This is a genomic window from Arthrobacter humicola (assembly GCF_022803015.1).
In the GTDB taxonomy this organism is placed as follows: domain Bacteria; phylum Actinomycetota; class Actinomycetes; order Actinomycetales; family Micrococcaceae; genus Arthrobacter; species Arthrobacter humicola_A.
Window position 1 is genome coordinate 145201 of record NZ_JAFKON010000001.1, and the last position, 15483, is coordinate 160683.

14 protein-coding genes and 1 other RNA gene are annotated in these 15483 nt (G+C 66.1%); 7 read left to right on the forward strand and 8 right to left on the reverse strand.

Annotated elements, in window-relative coordinates:
* Window positions 1-24: 24 nt before the first annotated feature.
* The gene (locus tag ARTB_RS00610; RefSeq protein ID WP_028277812.1) at window positions 25-753 is read right to left on the reverse strand and encodes a FadR/GntR family transcriptional regulator; all 729 of its coding nucleotides are present in this window, start codon (window positions 751-753) and stop codon (window positions 25-27) included.
* Between the two features lie 276 nt (window positions 754-1029).
* Between ARTB_RS00610 and gndA the strand changes: the two genes are divergently transcribed.
* Entirely contained in the window at window positions 1030-2466 is a 1437-nt protein-coding gene (gene gndA / locus ARTB_RS00615; RefSeq protein WP_018773415.1) for an NADP-dependent phosphogluconate dehydrogenase, read from the forward strand.
* 115 nt (window positions 2467-2581) lie between these two features.
* Window positions 2582-3424, forward strand: coding sequence for an oxidoreductase (locus ARTB_RS00620; protein ID WP_243177186.1), 843 nt, complete (start codon window positions 2582-2584; stop codon window positions 3422-3424).
* A gap of 37 nt (window positions 3425-3461) precedes the next feature.
* On the opposite strand, the gene epsC is transcribed toward ARTB_RS00620, so the two are convergent.
* The 3 genes from epsC to msrA all read right to left on the reverse strand — a co-directional run bounded on the left by epsC (window position 3462) and on the right by msrA (window position 5606).
* Window positions 3462-4046 (reverse strand): serine O-acetyltransferase EpsC, encoded by a 585-nt coding sequence (gene epsC / locus ARTB_RS00625; RefSeq protein WP_018773413.1) that lies wholly within the window; start codon window positions 4044-4046, stop codon window positions 3462-3464.
* 34 nt (window positions 4047-4080) lie between these two features.
* The gene (gene cysK / locus ARTB_RS00630; protein WP_243177187.1) at window positions 4081-5016 is read right to left on the reverse strand and encodes a cysteine synthase A; all 936 of its coding nucleotides are present in this window, start codon (window positions 5014-5016) and stop codon (window positions 4081-4083) included.
* Between the two features lie 65 nt (window positions 5017-5081).
* The gene (msrA, locus tag ARTB_RS00635) at window positions 5082-5606 is read right to left on the reverse strand and encodes a peptide-methionine (S)-S-oxide reductase MsrA (protein ID WP_243177188.1); all 525 of its coding nucleotides are present in this window, start codon (window positions 5604-5606) and stop codon (window positions 5082-5084) included.
* A gap of 99 nt (window positions 5607-5705) precedes the next feature.
* On the opposite strand from msrA, the gene ARTB_RS00640 reads away from it, so the two are divergent.
* Window positions 5706-6629, forward strand: coding sequence for a Nif3-like dinuclear metal center hexameric protein (locus ARTB_RS00640; protein WP_243177189.1), 924 nt, complete (start codon window positions 5706-5708; stop codon window positions 6627-6629).
* A 123-nt stretch (window positions 6630-6752) separates the two neighbouring features.
* Window positions 6753-7490 (forward strand): zinc ribbon domain-containing protein, encoded by a 738-nt coding sequence (locus ARTB_RS00645; RefSeq protein WP_243177190.1) that lies wholly within the window; start codon window positions 6753-6755, stop codon window positions 7488-7490.
* 15 nt (window positions 7491-7505) lie between these two features.
* Here the strand turns inward: ARTB_RS00645 and ARTB_RS00650 are convergent, their stop codons facing one another.
* The 3 genes from ARTB_RS00650 to ARTB_RS00660 form a co-directional block, all read right to left on the reverse strand.
* Window positions 7506-8270 carry a YaaA family protein gene (locus ARTB_RS00650; RefSeq protein ID WP_243177191.1) on the reverse strand — a complete coding sequence of 255 codons (765 nt, stop codon included), beginning with the start codon at window positions 8268-8270 and terminating at the stop codon, window positions 7506-7508.
* Window positions 8271-8332: 62 nt separating this feature from the next.
* The gene (locus tag ARTB_RS00655) at window positions 8333-9235 is read right to left on the reverse strand and encodes an alpha/beta hydrolase (protein ID WP_243177192.1); all 903 of its coding nucleotides are present in this window, start codon (window positions 9233-9235) and stop codon (window positions 8333-8335) included.
* A 26-nt stretch (window positions 9236-9261) separates the two neighbouring features.
* Entirely contained in the window at window positions 9262-10107 is an 846-nt protein-coding gene (locus tag ARTB_RS00660) for a slipin family protein (RefSeq protein ID WP_243177193.1), read from the reverse strand.
* Window positions 10108-10219: 112 nt separating this feature from the next.
* Between ARTB_RS00660 and rnpB the strand changes: the two genes are divergently transcribed.
* An RNA gene (rnpB, locus tag ARTB_RS00665) (RNase P RNA component class A) lies at window positions 10220-10613 on the forward strand.
* A gap of 46 nt (window positions 10614-10659) precedes the next feature.
* Here rnpB and ARTB_RS00670 read toward each other — a convergent pair.
* A complete protein-coding gene (locus tag ARTB_RS00670; RefSeq protein ID WP_243177194.1) occupies window positions 10660-11664 on the reverse strand; it encodes a hypothetical protein in 1005 nt (334 codons plus the stop codon).
* A 357-nt stretch (window positions 11665-12021) separates the two neighbouring features.
* Here ARTB_RS00670 and ARTB_RS21705 point away from each other — a divergent pair, with 357 nt between their 5' ends.
* Window positions 12022-13689: a GMC family oxidoreductase gene (locus ARTB_RS21705; protein ID WP_243177195.1), complete on the forward strand. Its 1668-nt coding sequence runs from the start codon at window positions 12022-12024 to the stop codon at window positions 13687-13689.
* A 229-nt stretch (window positions 13690-13918) separates the two neighbouring features.
* Window positions 13919-15409: a glyceraldehyde-3-phosphate dehydrogenase gene (locus ARTB_RS00680; RefSeq protein ID WP_308197201.1), complete on the forward strand. Its 1491-nt coding sequence runs from the start codon at window positions 13919-13921 to the stop codon at window positions 15407-15409.
* Window positions 15410-15483: the final 74 nt, after the last annotated feature.

The window sequence follows — 15483 nt, forward strand, 5'->3', positions numbered from 1 at the left end:
GGGGCCGGGAGGGCCAGTGGCGGGTTAGTGGCGCTCGACCGGGACAAACACCCGCGGCTGGTTCTTCCAGCTCGGCTCCATCTCCGAGATGGTCTCGCGCATGATCCGGTTCGAGGCCTCGCGGGCGGCGGCGGCATCCCCGGCGGCAATGGCCTCGGCGACCTCCACGTGCCAGCGCAGCGCCGTCTCGCGCGGGTGGTCCGGCATCAAGCCGTGGATGGTGCGGCCGGTCAGCGTCTCAGTCACCTGGCCCACCATGTTGGCGAACATCTCGTTGCCCGAGCCGGTCAGCAGCAGGGAATGGAACAGGATGTCCAGCTCGAGGAACCGGGGCACGTCCCCGGCCTGCCCGGCGTCGCGCATGGCGTGCGAGATCTCCACGAGTTCGCGGCGGAGTTCCTCGGGGGCGTTGGCCGCGGCCAGCTCGGCGGCCACCGGCTCGACGGCGGTGCGGAGCTCGGCCAGGGAGCGCAGCTGGGCGCCGCGGCCCTCGCCGGCCAGCCGCCAGCGGATCACGAGCGGGTCGAAGGGGTTCCACCGGTTCGAGGGCAGCACCCGGATGCCGACGCGTTTGATGGTCTCCACCAGGCCCAGGGACTGGAGGACCCGGACCGCCTCCCGGACCACCGAGCGGGAGACCTTGAGTTCGTCCTCAAGGTGCTCGGCAAGCATGACGTGCCCGGCCGGAAGCTCGCCGGCCACGATCCGGGTCCCGAGGTGCTCAATGGCGCGGTGGTGGAGGCTGGTTGACATAGTCGTAAGCATAATGCGGTGGGCCTGGTCCGGGCCGACCGGAGTGGCGGGCGCCGGTGATCATAGACTGTTTATGACGCGCAGCATTCCGCTCCGTGGGCGCGGCTTTCCCGCGGCCCGCGGAAATACATATGGTTTAAGGACAGCCACAATCCTCAAGAGTGGGTTCCGCCCTCCGCGGCGCGACCTGCCGAGTCCTAGATGAACGTCTGAGACGAATCGCCGTACACGTGGTCTACAGAAATCACCGTGTACAAAAATGAATTGGAGTTTTTGATGTCAGCACACATCGGTGTTACCGGCCTCGCGGTGATGGGGGCCAACCTCGCACGCAACCTGGCCCGGAACGGCTTCACCGTTGCCCTGCACAACCGGTCCGTGGAAAAGACAGACACCCTTCTCGCCAAATACGGCGATGAGGGCGACTTCGTCCGCACCGAGACCCTCCAGGAACTCGTTGATTCGCTGGAGAAGCCGCGCCGCGTCCTGATCATGGTCAAGGCCGGCAAGCCGGTGGACTCCGTGATCGAACAGCTCGAGCCGCTGCTGGAAGCGGGCGACATCATCATCGACGCCGGCAACTCGCACTACGAGGACACCCGCCGCCGCGAGGCTGCGCTCGCCAAGAAGGACCTGCACTTCGTCGGCATCGGTGTCTCCGGTGGCGAGGAGGGTGCCCTCAACGGCCCCTCAATCATGCCGGGCGGTTCCAAGGAGTCCTACGACGCCCTCGGCCCGCTGCTGGAAAAGATCGCCGCGCACGTCGACGGTCAGCCCTGCTGCGCCTGGATCGGCACCGACGGCGCCGGCCACTTCGTCAAGATGGTCCACAACGGCATCGAATACGCCGACATGCAGGTCATTGGAGAGGCCTTCGACCTCCTGCGCTCCGGCGCCGGGATCGAACCGGCCGAGCAGGCCAAGATCTTCGAAGAGTGGAACAAGGGTGACCTCGCCTCCTTCCTGATTGAAATCTCCGCCGAGGTCCTCGGCCACGTCGATGCGAAGACCGGTAAGCCGTTCGTCGACGTCGTGGTGGATGCCGCCGGCCAGAAGGGCACGGGCCGCTGGACGGTCATCTCCGCCCTTGAGCTCGGCTCCCCGACGTCGGGCATCGCCGAGTCCGTCTTCGCCCGGGCCCTGTCCTCCCAGGCCGAGCAGCGCGTGCTGGCACAGGAGCTGCTGGCTGGCGGCGAGGCCGCCGTCGAGGTCCCCGAGAGCTTCGTCGAGGACGTCCGCCAGGCGCTCTACGCCTCCAAGCTGGTCTCCTACGCCCAGGGACTGGACATGCTCACCTCCGCGGCCAAGGAATACGGCTGGGACCTGAAGCTGGATGAAATCGCCTCGCTGTGGCGCGGCGGCTGCATCATCCGCGCGGAACTGCTCAAGGAGATCACCAAGGCCTACGCCGCTGCGGAGAAGCCGGCCAACCTGCTCTTCGCCCCGGCGTTCACCAAGGCGATCGCCGAAGTCCTTCCGGCCTGGCGCCGGGTGGTGTCCACCGCGGTGCAGCTCGGCATCCCGGTGCCGGTGTTCTCCTCCTCGCTGGCCTACTACGACGGCCTGCGCCGCAAGCGCCTGCCGGCCGCCGTCATCCAGGGCCAGCGTGACCTCTTCGGGGCGCACACCTACGGCCGCGTTGACGCCGAGGGCACTTTCCACACCCTCTGGGGCGAGGACAAGTCCGAGATCGAGGCAGTCGACACCCACTGACCCACCCCGTTCCAACGCGACGGCCGGTACTTTCCAGATACGCTGGGAGGCGCCGGCCGTCCGTGTTTCCGCACCGCTCCTGCCCCAGGAGTTCAGCGCCCAAGGAGTTCAACTCATGCCCCAGCCCGTAGCGTTTGTCACCGGTGCCTCCACCGGCATCGGCTTCGAAACCGCGAAAAAGCTTGCCTCGGCCGGCTTCACCGTTTATGCCGGGGCCCGCCGTGTGGAGCTGATGGAGCCGCTGAAGGCATCCGGGGTCAAGGTGGTGGCGCTGGACGTGACCGATGAGGCGTCGATGAGCGCCGTCGTCGGGGACGTGCTGGCCGCGCACGGCCGGATCGACGTCCTGGTCAACAACGCCGGCTACGGGACGTACGGGTCGCTCGAGGAGGTCGAACTGGCTGAGGGCCGCCGGCAGTTCGACGTGAACGTCTTCGGCCTGGCGCGCATGACGCAGCTCGTGATCCCCGCCATGCGGGCCGCCCGTGCCGGCAGGATCATCAACATCTCATCGATCGGCGGCAAAATGTACGAGCCGCTGGGTGCCTGGTATCATGCGACCAAGTTCGCCGTGGAGGGCCTGAGCGATTCGCTGCGGCTCGAGCTCAAGCCGCACGGTATTGATGTGGCCGTCATCGAGCCGGCCGGGACGCAGTCCGAGTGGGGCGCCATTGCGGCGCAGGGGCTGCTGGCCAGCTCCGGAAACGGCCCTTATGCGGCCCAGGCCAAGGTGGTGGCGGCGGCGCTGGGCACCACGGACAACCCCGCAACGTCGTCGCGGCCCGAGCTCGCTGCCGAGGCGATCCTGCACGCCGCGACCGCCCAGCGGCCCAGGACCCGCTACCCGGTGGGTGCCAGCGCCCGCGGGATCCTGCTGCTGCGCCACCTGCTGCCGGACCGGGCGTTCGACGCCGTCCTGTGGAACATCTACAACAGGTTCCCGCGTAAGGCTGCCTAGGTACCCGGTTCAGTCGGGAGCCGGTCCAGAGCCCGGTCTAGATCCGGTATTCGATCAGGTATTCGGCAGGGTCGACGGCGGGCTTGGTCTCGCGCTGCGCGTCGCGGTGGCGCCAGGTGGCCGGCACGCCGGTGACGATTGATTCGGCCGGGGCGTCCTTGACCACCACGGCGTTGGCGCCGACGGCGCTGTCCCGGCCGATCGTGATGGGGCCCAGGATCTTGGCGCCCGCGCCGATCACCACACGGTCCTCGATGGTGGGGTGGCGTTTGATCTTGGCGAGCGAACGGCCGCCGAGGGTCACGCCGTGGTAGATCATGACGTCCTCGCCGATCTCGGCCGTCTCGCCGATGACGACACCCATGCCGTGGTCGATGAAGAAGCGCCGGCCGATGGTCGCGCCGGGATGGATCTCGATGCCGGTCAGGAACCGGGCGAGCTGGGAGATCAGCCGCGCCGGGAACCGCAGTGCCGGGTTTTGCCACAGCCGGTGCGTCAGGCGGTGGAACCAGATCGCGTGCAGGCCGGAATAGGCGAAGAAGTTCTCAAAAGAACCTCGAGCCGCCGGGTCGTGGGACCGGGCGGCGTCGAGGTCTTCCTTCAGTCTTGCGAAGAAGCTCACAAAGACCTTTCTGGGCAATCGTGGGTCAGCGGACTTAGCCGCGGATGTCGTCGTACAGCACGGTGGAGATGTAGCGCTCACCAAAGTCGCAAACCACAGCAACAATGAGTTTACCGGCGTTCTCCGGGCGCTTGGCGAGCTCCAGGGCCGCCCAGACGATGGCGCCGGAGGAGATGCCGCCCAGGATGCCTTCCTTGATGCCGAGTTCGCGCGCCACCCGGACGGAATCTTCCAGCGTGGCGTCGATGACCTCGTCATAGACGTTGGTGTCCAGGATGTCGGGGACGAAGTTCGCGCCGAGGCCCTGGATTTTGTGCGGGCCGGGGGCGCCGCCGTTGAGGATGGCGGAGTCCTTCGGCTCGACGGCCACGATCTGGACCTCCGGCTTGCGTTCCTTCAGGACCTGTCCGACGCCGGTGACGGTGCCGCCGGTGCCGACGCCGGCGACGAAGATGTCCACCTTGCCGTTGGTGTCGGCCCAGACTTCCTCGGCCGTCGTGCGGCGGTGGATCTCCGGGTTGGCCTCGTTGGCGAACTGCTGGGCCCAGATGGAGTTCTCCGTGTTGGCCACGATCTCCTGGGCTTTCTCCACGGCGCCGCGCATGCCCTCGGAACCGGGGGTCAGGACAATCTCGGCGCCGTACGCGCGCAGCATGACCCGGCGCTCGGTGGACATGGTCTCGGGCATGGTCAGGATGACCCTGTAGCCGCGGGCCGCGCCCACCATGGCCAGGGCGATTCCGGTGTTGCCGGACGTGCCTTCGACGATGGTGCCGCCGGGCTTGAGGGCACCGGACTTCTCGGCAGCGTCAACGATCGCGACGCCGATCCGGTCCTTGACGCTGTTGGCCGGGTTGTAGAACTCCAGCTTGACGGCCACGGTGGCGTCAAGGCCTTCGGTCAGCCGGTTCAGCCGGACCAGCGGAGTTCCGCCTACCAGCTGGGTTACATCGTCATAGATCGGTGCCATGTATGTATGCCTGTCTTTGAAGAGGGTTGACTGAGGTCAGCCTAACGAGCGCCTACAGGCCCTAGCTAAGCATTAAGCCATGCAGAGTAATATTTCCTCGCCTTGGCCAGCTTGGGGTTAATGATGACCTGGCAGTAGCCCTGCTCCGGGTATTTGGCGAAGTAGTCCTGGTGGATTTCCTCGGCCACATGGAACTGGGGCAGCCGGCTGACCTCGGTGACGATCGGGTGCCGCCACAGGGACTGGTTCCGCTCGATCGCCTCCTCGAACAGGATCTTTTCCTCGGTGGTCTCGTAGAACATTGAGGAACGGTACTGTGTCCCGACGTCGTAGCCCTGCCGGTTCAGCGTGGTGGGGTCGTGGAGGGCGAAGAACATGTCCAGGATGACCTCGGCGGGAATGACGTCCTCGTCGAATGTCACTGCCACCACCTCGGCGTGGCCTGTGGTCCCGGAACACACAGAGTAGTAGTCGGGGCTGCGGTCATGGCCTCCGGTGTAGCCCGACACGACTGAGCTGACGCCCTTGGTTTTCTGGTAGACGGCGTCGAGGCACCAGAAGCAGCCTCCGCCGAGGACAAAAGTTCTCATGATCTCTTCAATGGTTCGAGGGCCCCGATGATTCCCCACCCACCTTACGAGAGTGTTACGAGTGACCGGGCCGCCCGCGGATAGGGTAAAAATGGGGGTATGGAACCTGTGAACACCGATGTTTCAGCGGAATCCGACCGCCCTGCTGCCGCCGTCGACGCCGGTACCGGCACCGGGGAGGACACCGGCGCCGCGACGCTGGGCCTGATCCAGCTGGCGGTGGAGGAGCTCTGGCCCGAATCCCTGGCGGAGGACTGGGACGAGGTGGGTCTGGTGGCCGGCCACCCGAACGCCGAGGTGCACCGGGTCATGTTCGCGGTCGATCCGACAATTGACGTGATCGAGGAAGCGATCGACTTCGGTGCCGAGCTGCTCATCACGCACCATCCGCTGCTGCTCAAGGGCGTGACGTCCGTGGCCGCGAATACGGCCAAGGGCAAGGCCGTGCACCGCCTAATCGAGTCCGGGACCGCGCTGCTGACCGTGCACACCAACGGTGACTCCGCCGTCGGGGGCGTTTCCGACGTCCTGGCGGACGCGCTGGGCCTGCAGAACGTGGCCCCGCTGACGCCGGCCGCGAACGGGCTCCCCGAGGAAGGCATTGGCCGCGTCGGCGACCTCGACGAGGTCCTGACGCTGGGTGATTTCGCGGCCCGCGTGTACGGCATCCTGCCCTCGGTGGCCGGCGGTGTGCGTGTCTCGGGGGACCGGGACGGGCTGATCCGGCGGGTGGCTGTCTGCGGCGGCGCCGGCGATTCGCTCTTCGGCGAGGTGCGGGCGAGCAACGCGGACGTCTACGTCACGGCGGACCTGCGGCACCACCCGGCATCGGAAGCCCGGGAGGCGGCGGTCAACGACCGGCCGTACCTGATCGACGTTTCCCACTTCGCCAGTGAATGGCTGTGGCTGCCCGCGGCCGCCGAAGCGCTGGGCAATGTGCTCACCGACCAGGGCCACGACGTCGAGATCCGGGTCAGCAGCACCAACAGCGACCCGTGGGACTTCATTCTGACTCCGGGCTAAGCCTGGCGTGCGAGGGGCCCCGGGTGAGCGTAGCGAGGCCGGGGAGTACGCTAGGCGCTAGAGTCTAAGGAGCGCCGGGACGGTGCCCGGCTTCGGCCGGATTGGATTTAGCGGAGGTAAATAGTGGCCAAGGCAGCACCGGCGGAACAGTTGAAGTTGCTCGAATTGCAGGGGCTCGATGCCAAGCTCAAGTCCTTGTCCAACCGCCGGCGAAGCCTTGAAAGCGATTCCCGCATCACGGACCTGGAAGCCGCCCTCAGCGTGGCCAACGGTGAGCTCGGTGCCGCGAAGGTGGCCGTCCACGATGCTGAACTGGAGCTCAAGCGCTCAGAGGCCGACGTCGAGCAAGTCGCCTCCCGGATCGAACGCGACGAGGCCAGGCTCAACAGCGGCACGGGGCTGTCCAAGGACCTCGTCGCCCTGCAGCGGGACCTCGTATCGCTGAACAAGCGCCGCTCGGACCTCGAGGACGTGGAGCTCGAAGTCCTTGAACGGCTCGACTCGCTCCGCGCCCGCCAGGCGGCCCAGCAGCAGATTGTGGACGACATCCAGGGCTCCTTCGGCTCCATCCGTGCGGAGCTGGACGAGCAGCTGGCCGAGATCGCCGCCGAAGCCACGGTGGTGCGCGGGCAGCGTGCCGAGTTCGCCGCCGGACTCGACGCCGGAATGCTCGCCGTCTACGAGAAGACCCTGGCCAAGCGCGGCGTCGGCGCTGCCCGGCTCTTCCACGGCACCTCGGAAGGCTCCGGCATGCACCTGAGCCCGGGCGACCTGGCCGAGATCAAGGCCGCGGCCGAGGACGACATCGTGTTCTGCCCGGACTCCGGCTGCATCCTGGTGCGCTCGTCCGAGTGGGCCTAAGCACCCGCCTGCGCCTCAGCTCGGCAGGATAATGTTCAGGGTGTGCGGCTTCCGGTCCGTGCCCTCAACGAGTTCGGCAACCCACTTCTCCGCCGCCGCCTTCTGCAACTGTGCGGGGGTTTGGGGCGCCTTGCCCCGGCGGCTGAGCAAATGCCGTGCCAGTTCGCCCCGGGTGTGCTTGGCAAAGTGGCTGACCACCTTGCGCACGCCCGCGGTCTCGGTGAAGACGTTCACGGCCACCGTCTGTACCGGCGGGGGAGTCCACGCCGCGGCGTAGGTGCTCGACCGGCAATCCACTAACAGCTCACCCGTAGTGGCCGCCGCCAGGGCGTCGTTCAGTTGCGGCTTCCAGAATGAGGCGAGCCGTCCGACGTCGGGCAGCGAAGTCCCCATCGACAGCCGGTAGGCGGGCACGCGGTCGGCGAAGCGGATGGCTCCCCACAGGGCGGAGACCACCAGCACCGATTCGTCGGCCTTCCTCCGCTGCGCCGGGGTCAGCGTGTTGTAGCCGAGGGCGTCAAAGAGCACCCCGGAATACACCTGGTGGGCCGGGGCGGCAGGTTCCGCGTGCAGCCGCGTATTGCGTTCGACGTCGGCGCTCAGGGAGGCGCCGACGCCCAGCAGCGCCAGCGCGTCCTCGTGGGCGCTGACGGTGCCGAGCGCCTCCAGGACCTTGGCGCGGGAGCTGTTGAGGGCGGGAAAGCTCAAGGCGCCCCAGTCGGCGGCGTCCCCGCGCACAGCGGGAGTCTTGCCCTCGGAGGGCGGCAACAGAATTAGCACCGTACGATCCTACCGGCGGCGCGTTCCGCGGGCGCCGCAGTACGCGGCCGGCGGTGGCGGGTTCAGGCGAGGTTGTGGCCCAGGAATGAGAACACCTCGGGCAGCACGGTCCGCCAGTAGCTGTAGTCGTGGCCGCCGGGCCGGAAACCACCCTCCACGTCGCCCTTCAGCCCTGCACGGTAGGCACGAACCGTGGCGGCAAGCGCGTCCCCTGTGCCGCAATCGATCCGCTTGGGCACCGCCGCGAGCCGGGACCGGAGCGCGAACACGTCATGGGCCGCGAAGTCAGCCGGGCTGTCGAATGCTGTGTCCATGCGTGCGTCGTAGTTGTCCCAGACCGCCGGACTCATGGCGGCGACGGCGCGAATTCCGGGCAGCCGGCCCTGGGAGGCCAGCAGGAGCGAACCGAAGCCTCCCATGGAGAGACCGAAGAGGCCGATCCTGCCAAGGTCGTAGCCCCGCTTGCCCAGGAACGGGACAAACTCCTTCACCAGCATCGACTGGGTGTCGCTGCCGTCGGCGCGGGGGTGCCACCAGGTGTTTCCGCCGTCCACCGCGGCGATCGCGAAGGGCGCGCCGCCGGCGTCGAGGTGCCGTTGGAGGGCCTTATGCGCCGACAAGCCCTCGAACAGTGCCTTGTGGCTGCCGTGGAGTCCGTGAAGAAAGACAGCCACGGGCAATTCGGGCCGCGCGCCGCCGGGCGGCAATTCGGGTGCGGCCAGCGACCAATGGCTGGCGATGCCGGGGCGGAAAGCCGAGACGAACGAACCCGTGCTGGTCCGGACCGTCAGCGCGCCGGCGCCCGCCCGCGGCCCTGACGCCGTCGGGCTGGCTGGGCTCGCTGGCGCGGGCGGAGACGTCTCGGGATGCGCGATGCCCTCTGTGCAGGCAGAGAGCGCGGACGCGCCAAGGCCGATTCCTGCCAGCTCAAGCAGCCGGCGCCGGGTCAGGGCAGATTTGTCCATCCCTCGATAATAGGCCCGGGGGGACGCTACGCCGCTTTGATCGGTGGCGTCGTTGTCGGTGCCTCTGGCGTCGCCGTCGCCGAGATCGCCGTCTTGGCCACATGGTCCTCGCGTGCCAGGAAAGCGGCCAGTTCGGCGATGGTGCTCATCAGAGGCGCCGGGAAGACGACGGTTGAGTTCTTGTCCACCCCGATCTCCACAAGGGACTGAAGATTCCGCAACTGCAGGGCGACCGGGTGGGCCATCATCGTGTCAGATGCCGCGCCGAGGGCCACGGCGGCGATCGCCTCTCCTTCGGCCGAAATGATCTTGGCCCGCTTCTCCCGCTCGGCCTCCGCCTGCCGGGCCATCGCCCGCTTCATGCTCTCCGGGAGCTGGATGTCCTTGAGTTCGACGAGCGTCACTTCGACACCCCATTCCAGGGTCATCGCGTCCAGGATTATCCGAATGTCGCTGTTGATGCGCTCAGTCTCCGACAGCGTCTGGTCCAGGCTGTGGCGGCCGACCACTTTCCGCAGGGTGGTCTGGGCGATCTGGTTGATGGCCGCGGCCACGTCTTCGATCGCCACGACGGACTTCACGGAGTCGATCACCCGGTAGTACGCCACTGCCGAGATATCGACGCTGACGTTGTCCTGGGTGATGATGCCCTGTGACTGGATCGGCATTGTCACGATCCGCAGGCTCACCAGCTGAAGCCGGTCCACCACCGGGATGATGAACCGCAGGCCGGGCATCCGTACCGCGACCACCCGGCCCAGACGGAACAGGACGCCCTGTTCGTACTGGCGCACAATCTTGATCGACATCTTGGCGAGAATAGCCACCAGGACGATGGCCAACAGCCAGATGATGATGGCGGTCCAGTTCATCGGGATCACTCTTTCTTGACTAGCAGGAACCCTGCTTAAATTCTCCCACCGGCAGCCCCGAAAGTCCGTGGTGCGGCTGCGCCGGCCGGGAGAACGTAGAATGAACAGCGGATGGGTTGACCAGGCGGCCGCGCGTCACGCAAGTGGCTCGAGGAACGTCCGGGCTCCGCAGAGCAGGGTGGTGGGTAACGCCCACTCGGGGTAACCCGCAGGCCAGTGCCACAGAGAACAGACCGCCTGCGTGCGGCGTGTGCTTGCACAGACCGCAGGGCAGGTAAGGGTGAAACGGTGGTGTAAGAGACCACCAGCTTCCCGGGTGACCGGGAAGGCTAGGTAAACCCCACCCGGAGCAAGGCCAGACAGGACACGTTTGAGGGCTGCTCGCCCGAGTGTTCGGGTAGGCCGCTGGAGGGCGTCGGCAACGGCGTCCGTAGATGGATGGCCGCTACTCCCGCGCCGGTAACAGCGCGGGAACACAGAACCCGGCGTATCGGTCAACCCATCCACCCAACGCCGACAATCTTCGATGAGGTTTGCCGGATCCGGCCGACGTCATTGACCTGCCACATCCGCCGGCTGCATTTTGCCCCGCACCCCGTCGGTGCGGTTGTGCTGGAGTACCAGGACCCGCCCGTCTGTGGCCACTGAAGGGTTGTTGTTCACAATCTGTACCGAGACGAGTTTGCCTTCGTGGTTGAATGCGCCCTCTGCCTCGTAGGTGTAGTTCGCGTTCGTGAGATATCCGGGCTTGAGTTTGTTGACCAAATCCATGAAGTCGGCGCGCGTGTATTTGCTGGAGATCGACAGTTTGCCGTTGGAGTCCCAGGCCTGGAAGGTCGGGCTCTCCGACTGACTGCCCTGGATCAGGTAGAAATAGTTGCCGACCCATGCCAGGCCCTGGTTCTTACCGGCGGTCCGCGCACCGGCCTGGGCGGGGATGGTTGCTATCAGAGCGGGATTGCCGGCTTGAACGCTGGCCCAGTCGTAGACGTAAAAGCTGCTCACCGAAGTGGTGCCGGCGTCAGTTGTTGCCATGTATCTGCCGGACACGTCCGCGCGCCAGATACCGTTGATTGGAATGTTGGCACCCTTGGTGCCGGTGGTGTAGTTGTAGACAGCATAGGTGGACGCATTCGCCCGCGCCCCACCGGTTGCCCTGATGATGAAGCAAAGCTGCCCTCTTTCGTTGTAGAACCAGGGCAATGCTTCCGTCCAGCACAGATCTTCGGTTGTGACGATTCTCGACGACCTCCTGATCCCTGCGGGGAGGGTTCGGACGTCAATTCGCAATTCGGTGCCATTCTGGTTTGACACGTAGATTTCCTGTGCGCCCTCGTTGATGGACACGCCTTGCGGCCATGTTGTTTCACCGTTTTCCCGGACGGGGAACTCGCAGAGGAGCGCCACGCTGTCGAGCAGGGCGAGGGGGTCCTGGGTCATCTGGAGCGTGCCACGGTCGGCGGCCCCAGGGACGGTGGGGTCGGCGGCCGCGCCGATTTGTGCCGCCGCTGCGGAGTTGTTCAAGGCTGCGGCCACGGCTGCCAGCGCGGTTGCCAACCAGGCCCGCCGTGTCAAGATCAGCCACTGCGCTGCGCTGAATGGAGTTCCTCGGGGCGATGGCCTCATTTCAGAGCCCGTCATAAGACGTAAGGTACTCTTGAGGTCCCCAGCCGTCTATGGTCTCCGGAAGTCTGACTGGCCCCACGGCTCCATGAGTCGCGCACAAATTTGCTCAGGCCTCCTGTCGGCCTCATTTCTCAAGGCGGCACACGGCCGCCCCGTCCGTTCCGCCGTGTGCCGCCTACGTGCGGCGGTGCACGCCAGCCCGGATGCTTGACATCATGGCCGCGGAACTAACACACTTCAATCAACGCTTCAAGGAGCGGTAGCTTCGGCGATGGTTGAGGAGTCATAGTGCCGGACGATGCTGAGTACGACTATGTGATCGCCGGGGGTGGTACCGGCGGCAGCGTTCTGGCTGGCAGATTGAGTGAAGACCCCTCAGTCCGTGTGCTTCTGCTCGAGGCGGGCAGGTCCGACCGCCATCCCTTCATCCACATGCCCGCGGGCTTCCCGAGACTGAAGGGGGGCCCGTATCAGTGGGCGTATAGCAGTGTTCCGCAAAAGCACAGCAACGGCCGCAGCATCCCGCTCCCTCAAGGCCGCGGGCTTGGCGGCGGCGGGTCCATCAACTCCCAGGTCTTCACCCGCGGCGTGGCTGGGGACTACGACGGGTGGGCCGGGGACTACGGATGCGAGGGCTGGTCCGCCGTCGAGGTGTCCAAGTATTTCATTCGCTCGGAGTCAAACACCAGGCTCTCAGGACCCCACCATGGAACCACAGGGCCGCTCGGCGTCTCTGATCTCCGGCGTCCGCACACGCTCTCGGCGGCATTCGTGCAGGCGGGCCAGGAGTTCGGGCTGCCCTACAACAACGATTTTAACGGGGCGAAGCAGCTCGGCGTTGGCTTCTATCAGACCACCACCAGGAATGGGCGCCGGTGCAGCGCAGCCGTCGCCTATCTGAAACCCGCGCGCAGGCGGCCCAATCTCACTGTCCGCGTCAATGTGACCGTCTCCAAGGTGGTCATCAAGAATGGCCGCGCCGTCGGCATCCAGACGATTGAAGGCGGAGTCGCGCGAACCTACGGGGCCCGGCGCGAGGTGCTGATCGCCAGCGGCGCGTTTGGCTCGCCCAAGTTGCTGCAGCTTTCAGGCATCGGCGACCCGGCAGACCTTGCCGCCGCCGGCATCGACGTGCTCCACGCCCTGCCAGGGGTCGGGAAGAACCTGCAGGACCACCTTGACCTGGACATCATCTACGAGCTCACCGATGACCACAGCCTGGACCGGTTCAATCGGGTGCGCCCGGCGACAGTCCTGGCGGGCCTCGAGTATCTGGCCTTCCGCACGGGACCGTTCGCGTCCAACCTCGTCGAGGCCGGCGGCTTCAGCTACGCCAACACAGATGAGAAGACCCCGGACCTGCAGTTCCACTTCCTGCCCGCGGCGAGGTCGGAGCCGGGCATTGCGTCGCTGCGGCCCGGATTCGGGGCGACGCTCAACTCGTACTTCCTGCGCCCCCGCAGCCGGGGGACAGTTCGCGTCGCGTCCTCAGATCCCACAATGACACCGATCATCGATCCGAATTTCCTGGCAGATGACTACGATCTGGAGATGACGATCGCAGGCGTGCAGCAGAGCCGGCAAATCATGGAACAGTCATCGATGGCGGCGTTCATCCAGAAGGAGCACATCGGCGACGGCTCCCGGGTGGCAACCCGCGACGAGTACGTGAATTTCGTGCGGTCCTACGGACGGACCTCGTACCACCCGGTCGGCACTTGCGCCATGGGTACCACCGACGATTCCGTTGTCTCCCCGCGGCTGAAGGTCCACGGGCTGGAGGGATTGCGGGTCGTTGACTCCTCGATCATGCCCCGGCTGGTCAGTGCCAACACCCAGGCACCCACCATCATGATCGCGGAAAAGGCCGTCGACATGATCCTTGAGGACGCAGAGGGGCTTACGCCCGGCGCGGATGGTTTTGCCGACTTCGACGTGGCCCCAGACAGTGTGTGAGTCAATTCACGCGCAACAGGCACCCCACCCTGCCTGGCCGCCCGTAGAATTGATGGTGAACGTAGAAGTTCTGCCGCCGGGTCTGCGTTCGCAGCCGGCGGTTTTTCTTTGCGCTCGATGAGGCGCCCGGGGTGGACCGAATCCCCGCCGGTGCCCGGTACCGGACACCCTCCGGCGGCCGACTTCCCCCTACGAGGACGTAGGGGGTGGATTCTAGGAAGGTAGTTCTGTGAGCCAGACGTCAGATTCTTGTCTTGATACGTGGATGGGCCGTGAGGCACTCGCCGAGGCCATGATCCCCGTGATCGGCCGGCTGTACCGCGAGAACAACGTGGTGACCTCCATCCACGGACGCAGCCTGATCAACAAGTCCACCATGAATATCCTCAAGGCCCACCGCTTCGCCCGCAGGATGAGCAAGGAAGAACTGCGCCTCGAGGAGACAGCCCCGCTGCTGGAGGCCCTGACCAAGCTGGACCTCGGCGCCGCGGCGATCGACATTGCCCGCCTCACCGAGAAATACCGCGCCGAGGGCGACGGCGCCAGCCTGGATGAGTTCCTCCGCGCCGAACTCGCCGAGGTTGTCGGCAAGCGCGGCGGCGACGACCGCACCAGCACCGACGTCGTCCTCTACGGCTTCGGCCGCATCGGCCGGCTCCTGGCCCGGCTCCTGATCGAAAAGGCAGGCGGCGGCCACGGCCTGCGCCTGCGTGCCATCGTGGTCCGCCGCGGTTCAGACAACGACCTTGCCAAGCGCGCGAGCCTGCTGCGCCGCGACTCCGTCCATGGCTCCTTCGAAGGCACCATCAAGGTTGACCTCGAAAACAACACCATCACGGCCAACGGCGTCCAGATCCAGGTCATCTACTCGGACAACCCCTCCACGGTGGACTACACCGCCTACGGCATCCACGACGCGCTCGTCGTCGACAACACGGGCCGCTGGCGCGACGCCGAGGGCCTTTCCCAGCACCTGTTGAGCAAGGGTGTTGCCCGCGTTCTCCTCACCGCACCGGGCAAGGGCGAGTTGAAGAACATCGTGCACGGCATCAACCACGGCACCATCGACGACTCGGACACGATCGTCTCGGCGGCGTCCTGCACCACGAACGCCATCACCCCTGTGCTCAAGGCGATCAACGACCGCTACGGCGTGGTGCACGGCCACGTGGAGACGGTCCACTCCTTCACGAACGACCAGAACCTGATCGACAACTTCCACAAGGGCGACCGCCGTGGACGCTCTGCCGCGCTGAACATGGTAATCACCGAGACCGGTGCCGCCAAGGCCGTGGCCAAGGCCCTGCCGGAACTGCTCGGCAAGCTCACGGGCAGCTCCATCCGCGTCCCCACCCCGGACGTCTCGCTGGCCATCCTGAACCTGAACCTGGAGAACGGCACCACCAAGGATGAGGTCAACGACTATCTGCGGGAAATGTCGCTGCACTCCGAGCTGCGCAAGCAGATCGACTACATCGATTCGCCCGAGGTTGTCTCCACGGACTTCGTCGGCTCACGCCGGGCAGGCATCGTCGACGGCCTGGCCACGATCTCCAACGACAAGAACCTCGTCCTGTACGTCTGGTACGACAACGAGTTCGGCTACAGCTGCCAGGTGGTCCGCGTCATGGAGGAAATGGCCGGGGTCAACCCGCCGTCCTTCCCCGCCAAGGATGCTGCGTCCATCCTCGAGGCCGCAGGGCTGCCCGTCGAGGTCTAGCCAGGGCGAATGTCCCTGACCGGGACATGTTCCTCCTTTCCCGGCCGATGCACTGGAATCGGCCGGGAAAGGGA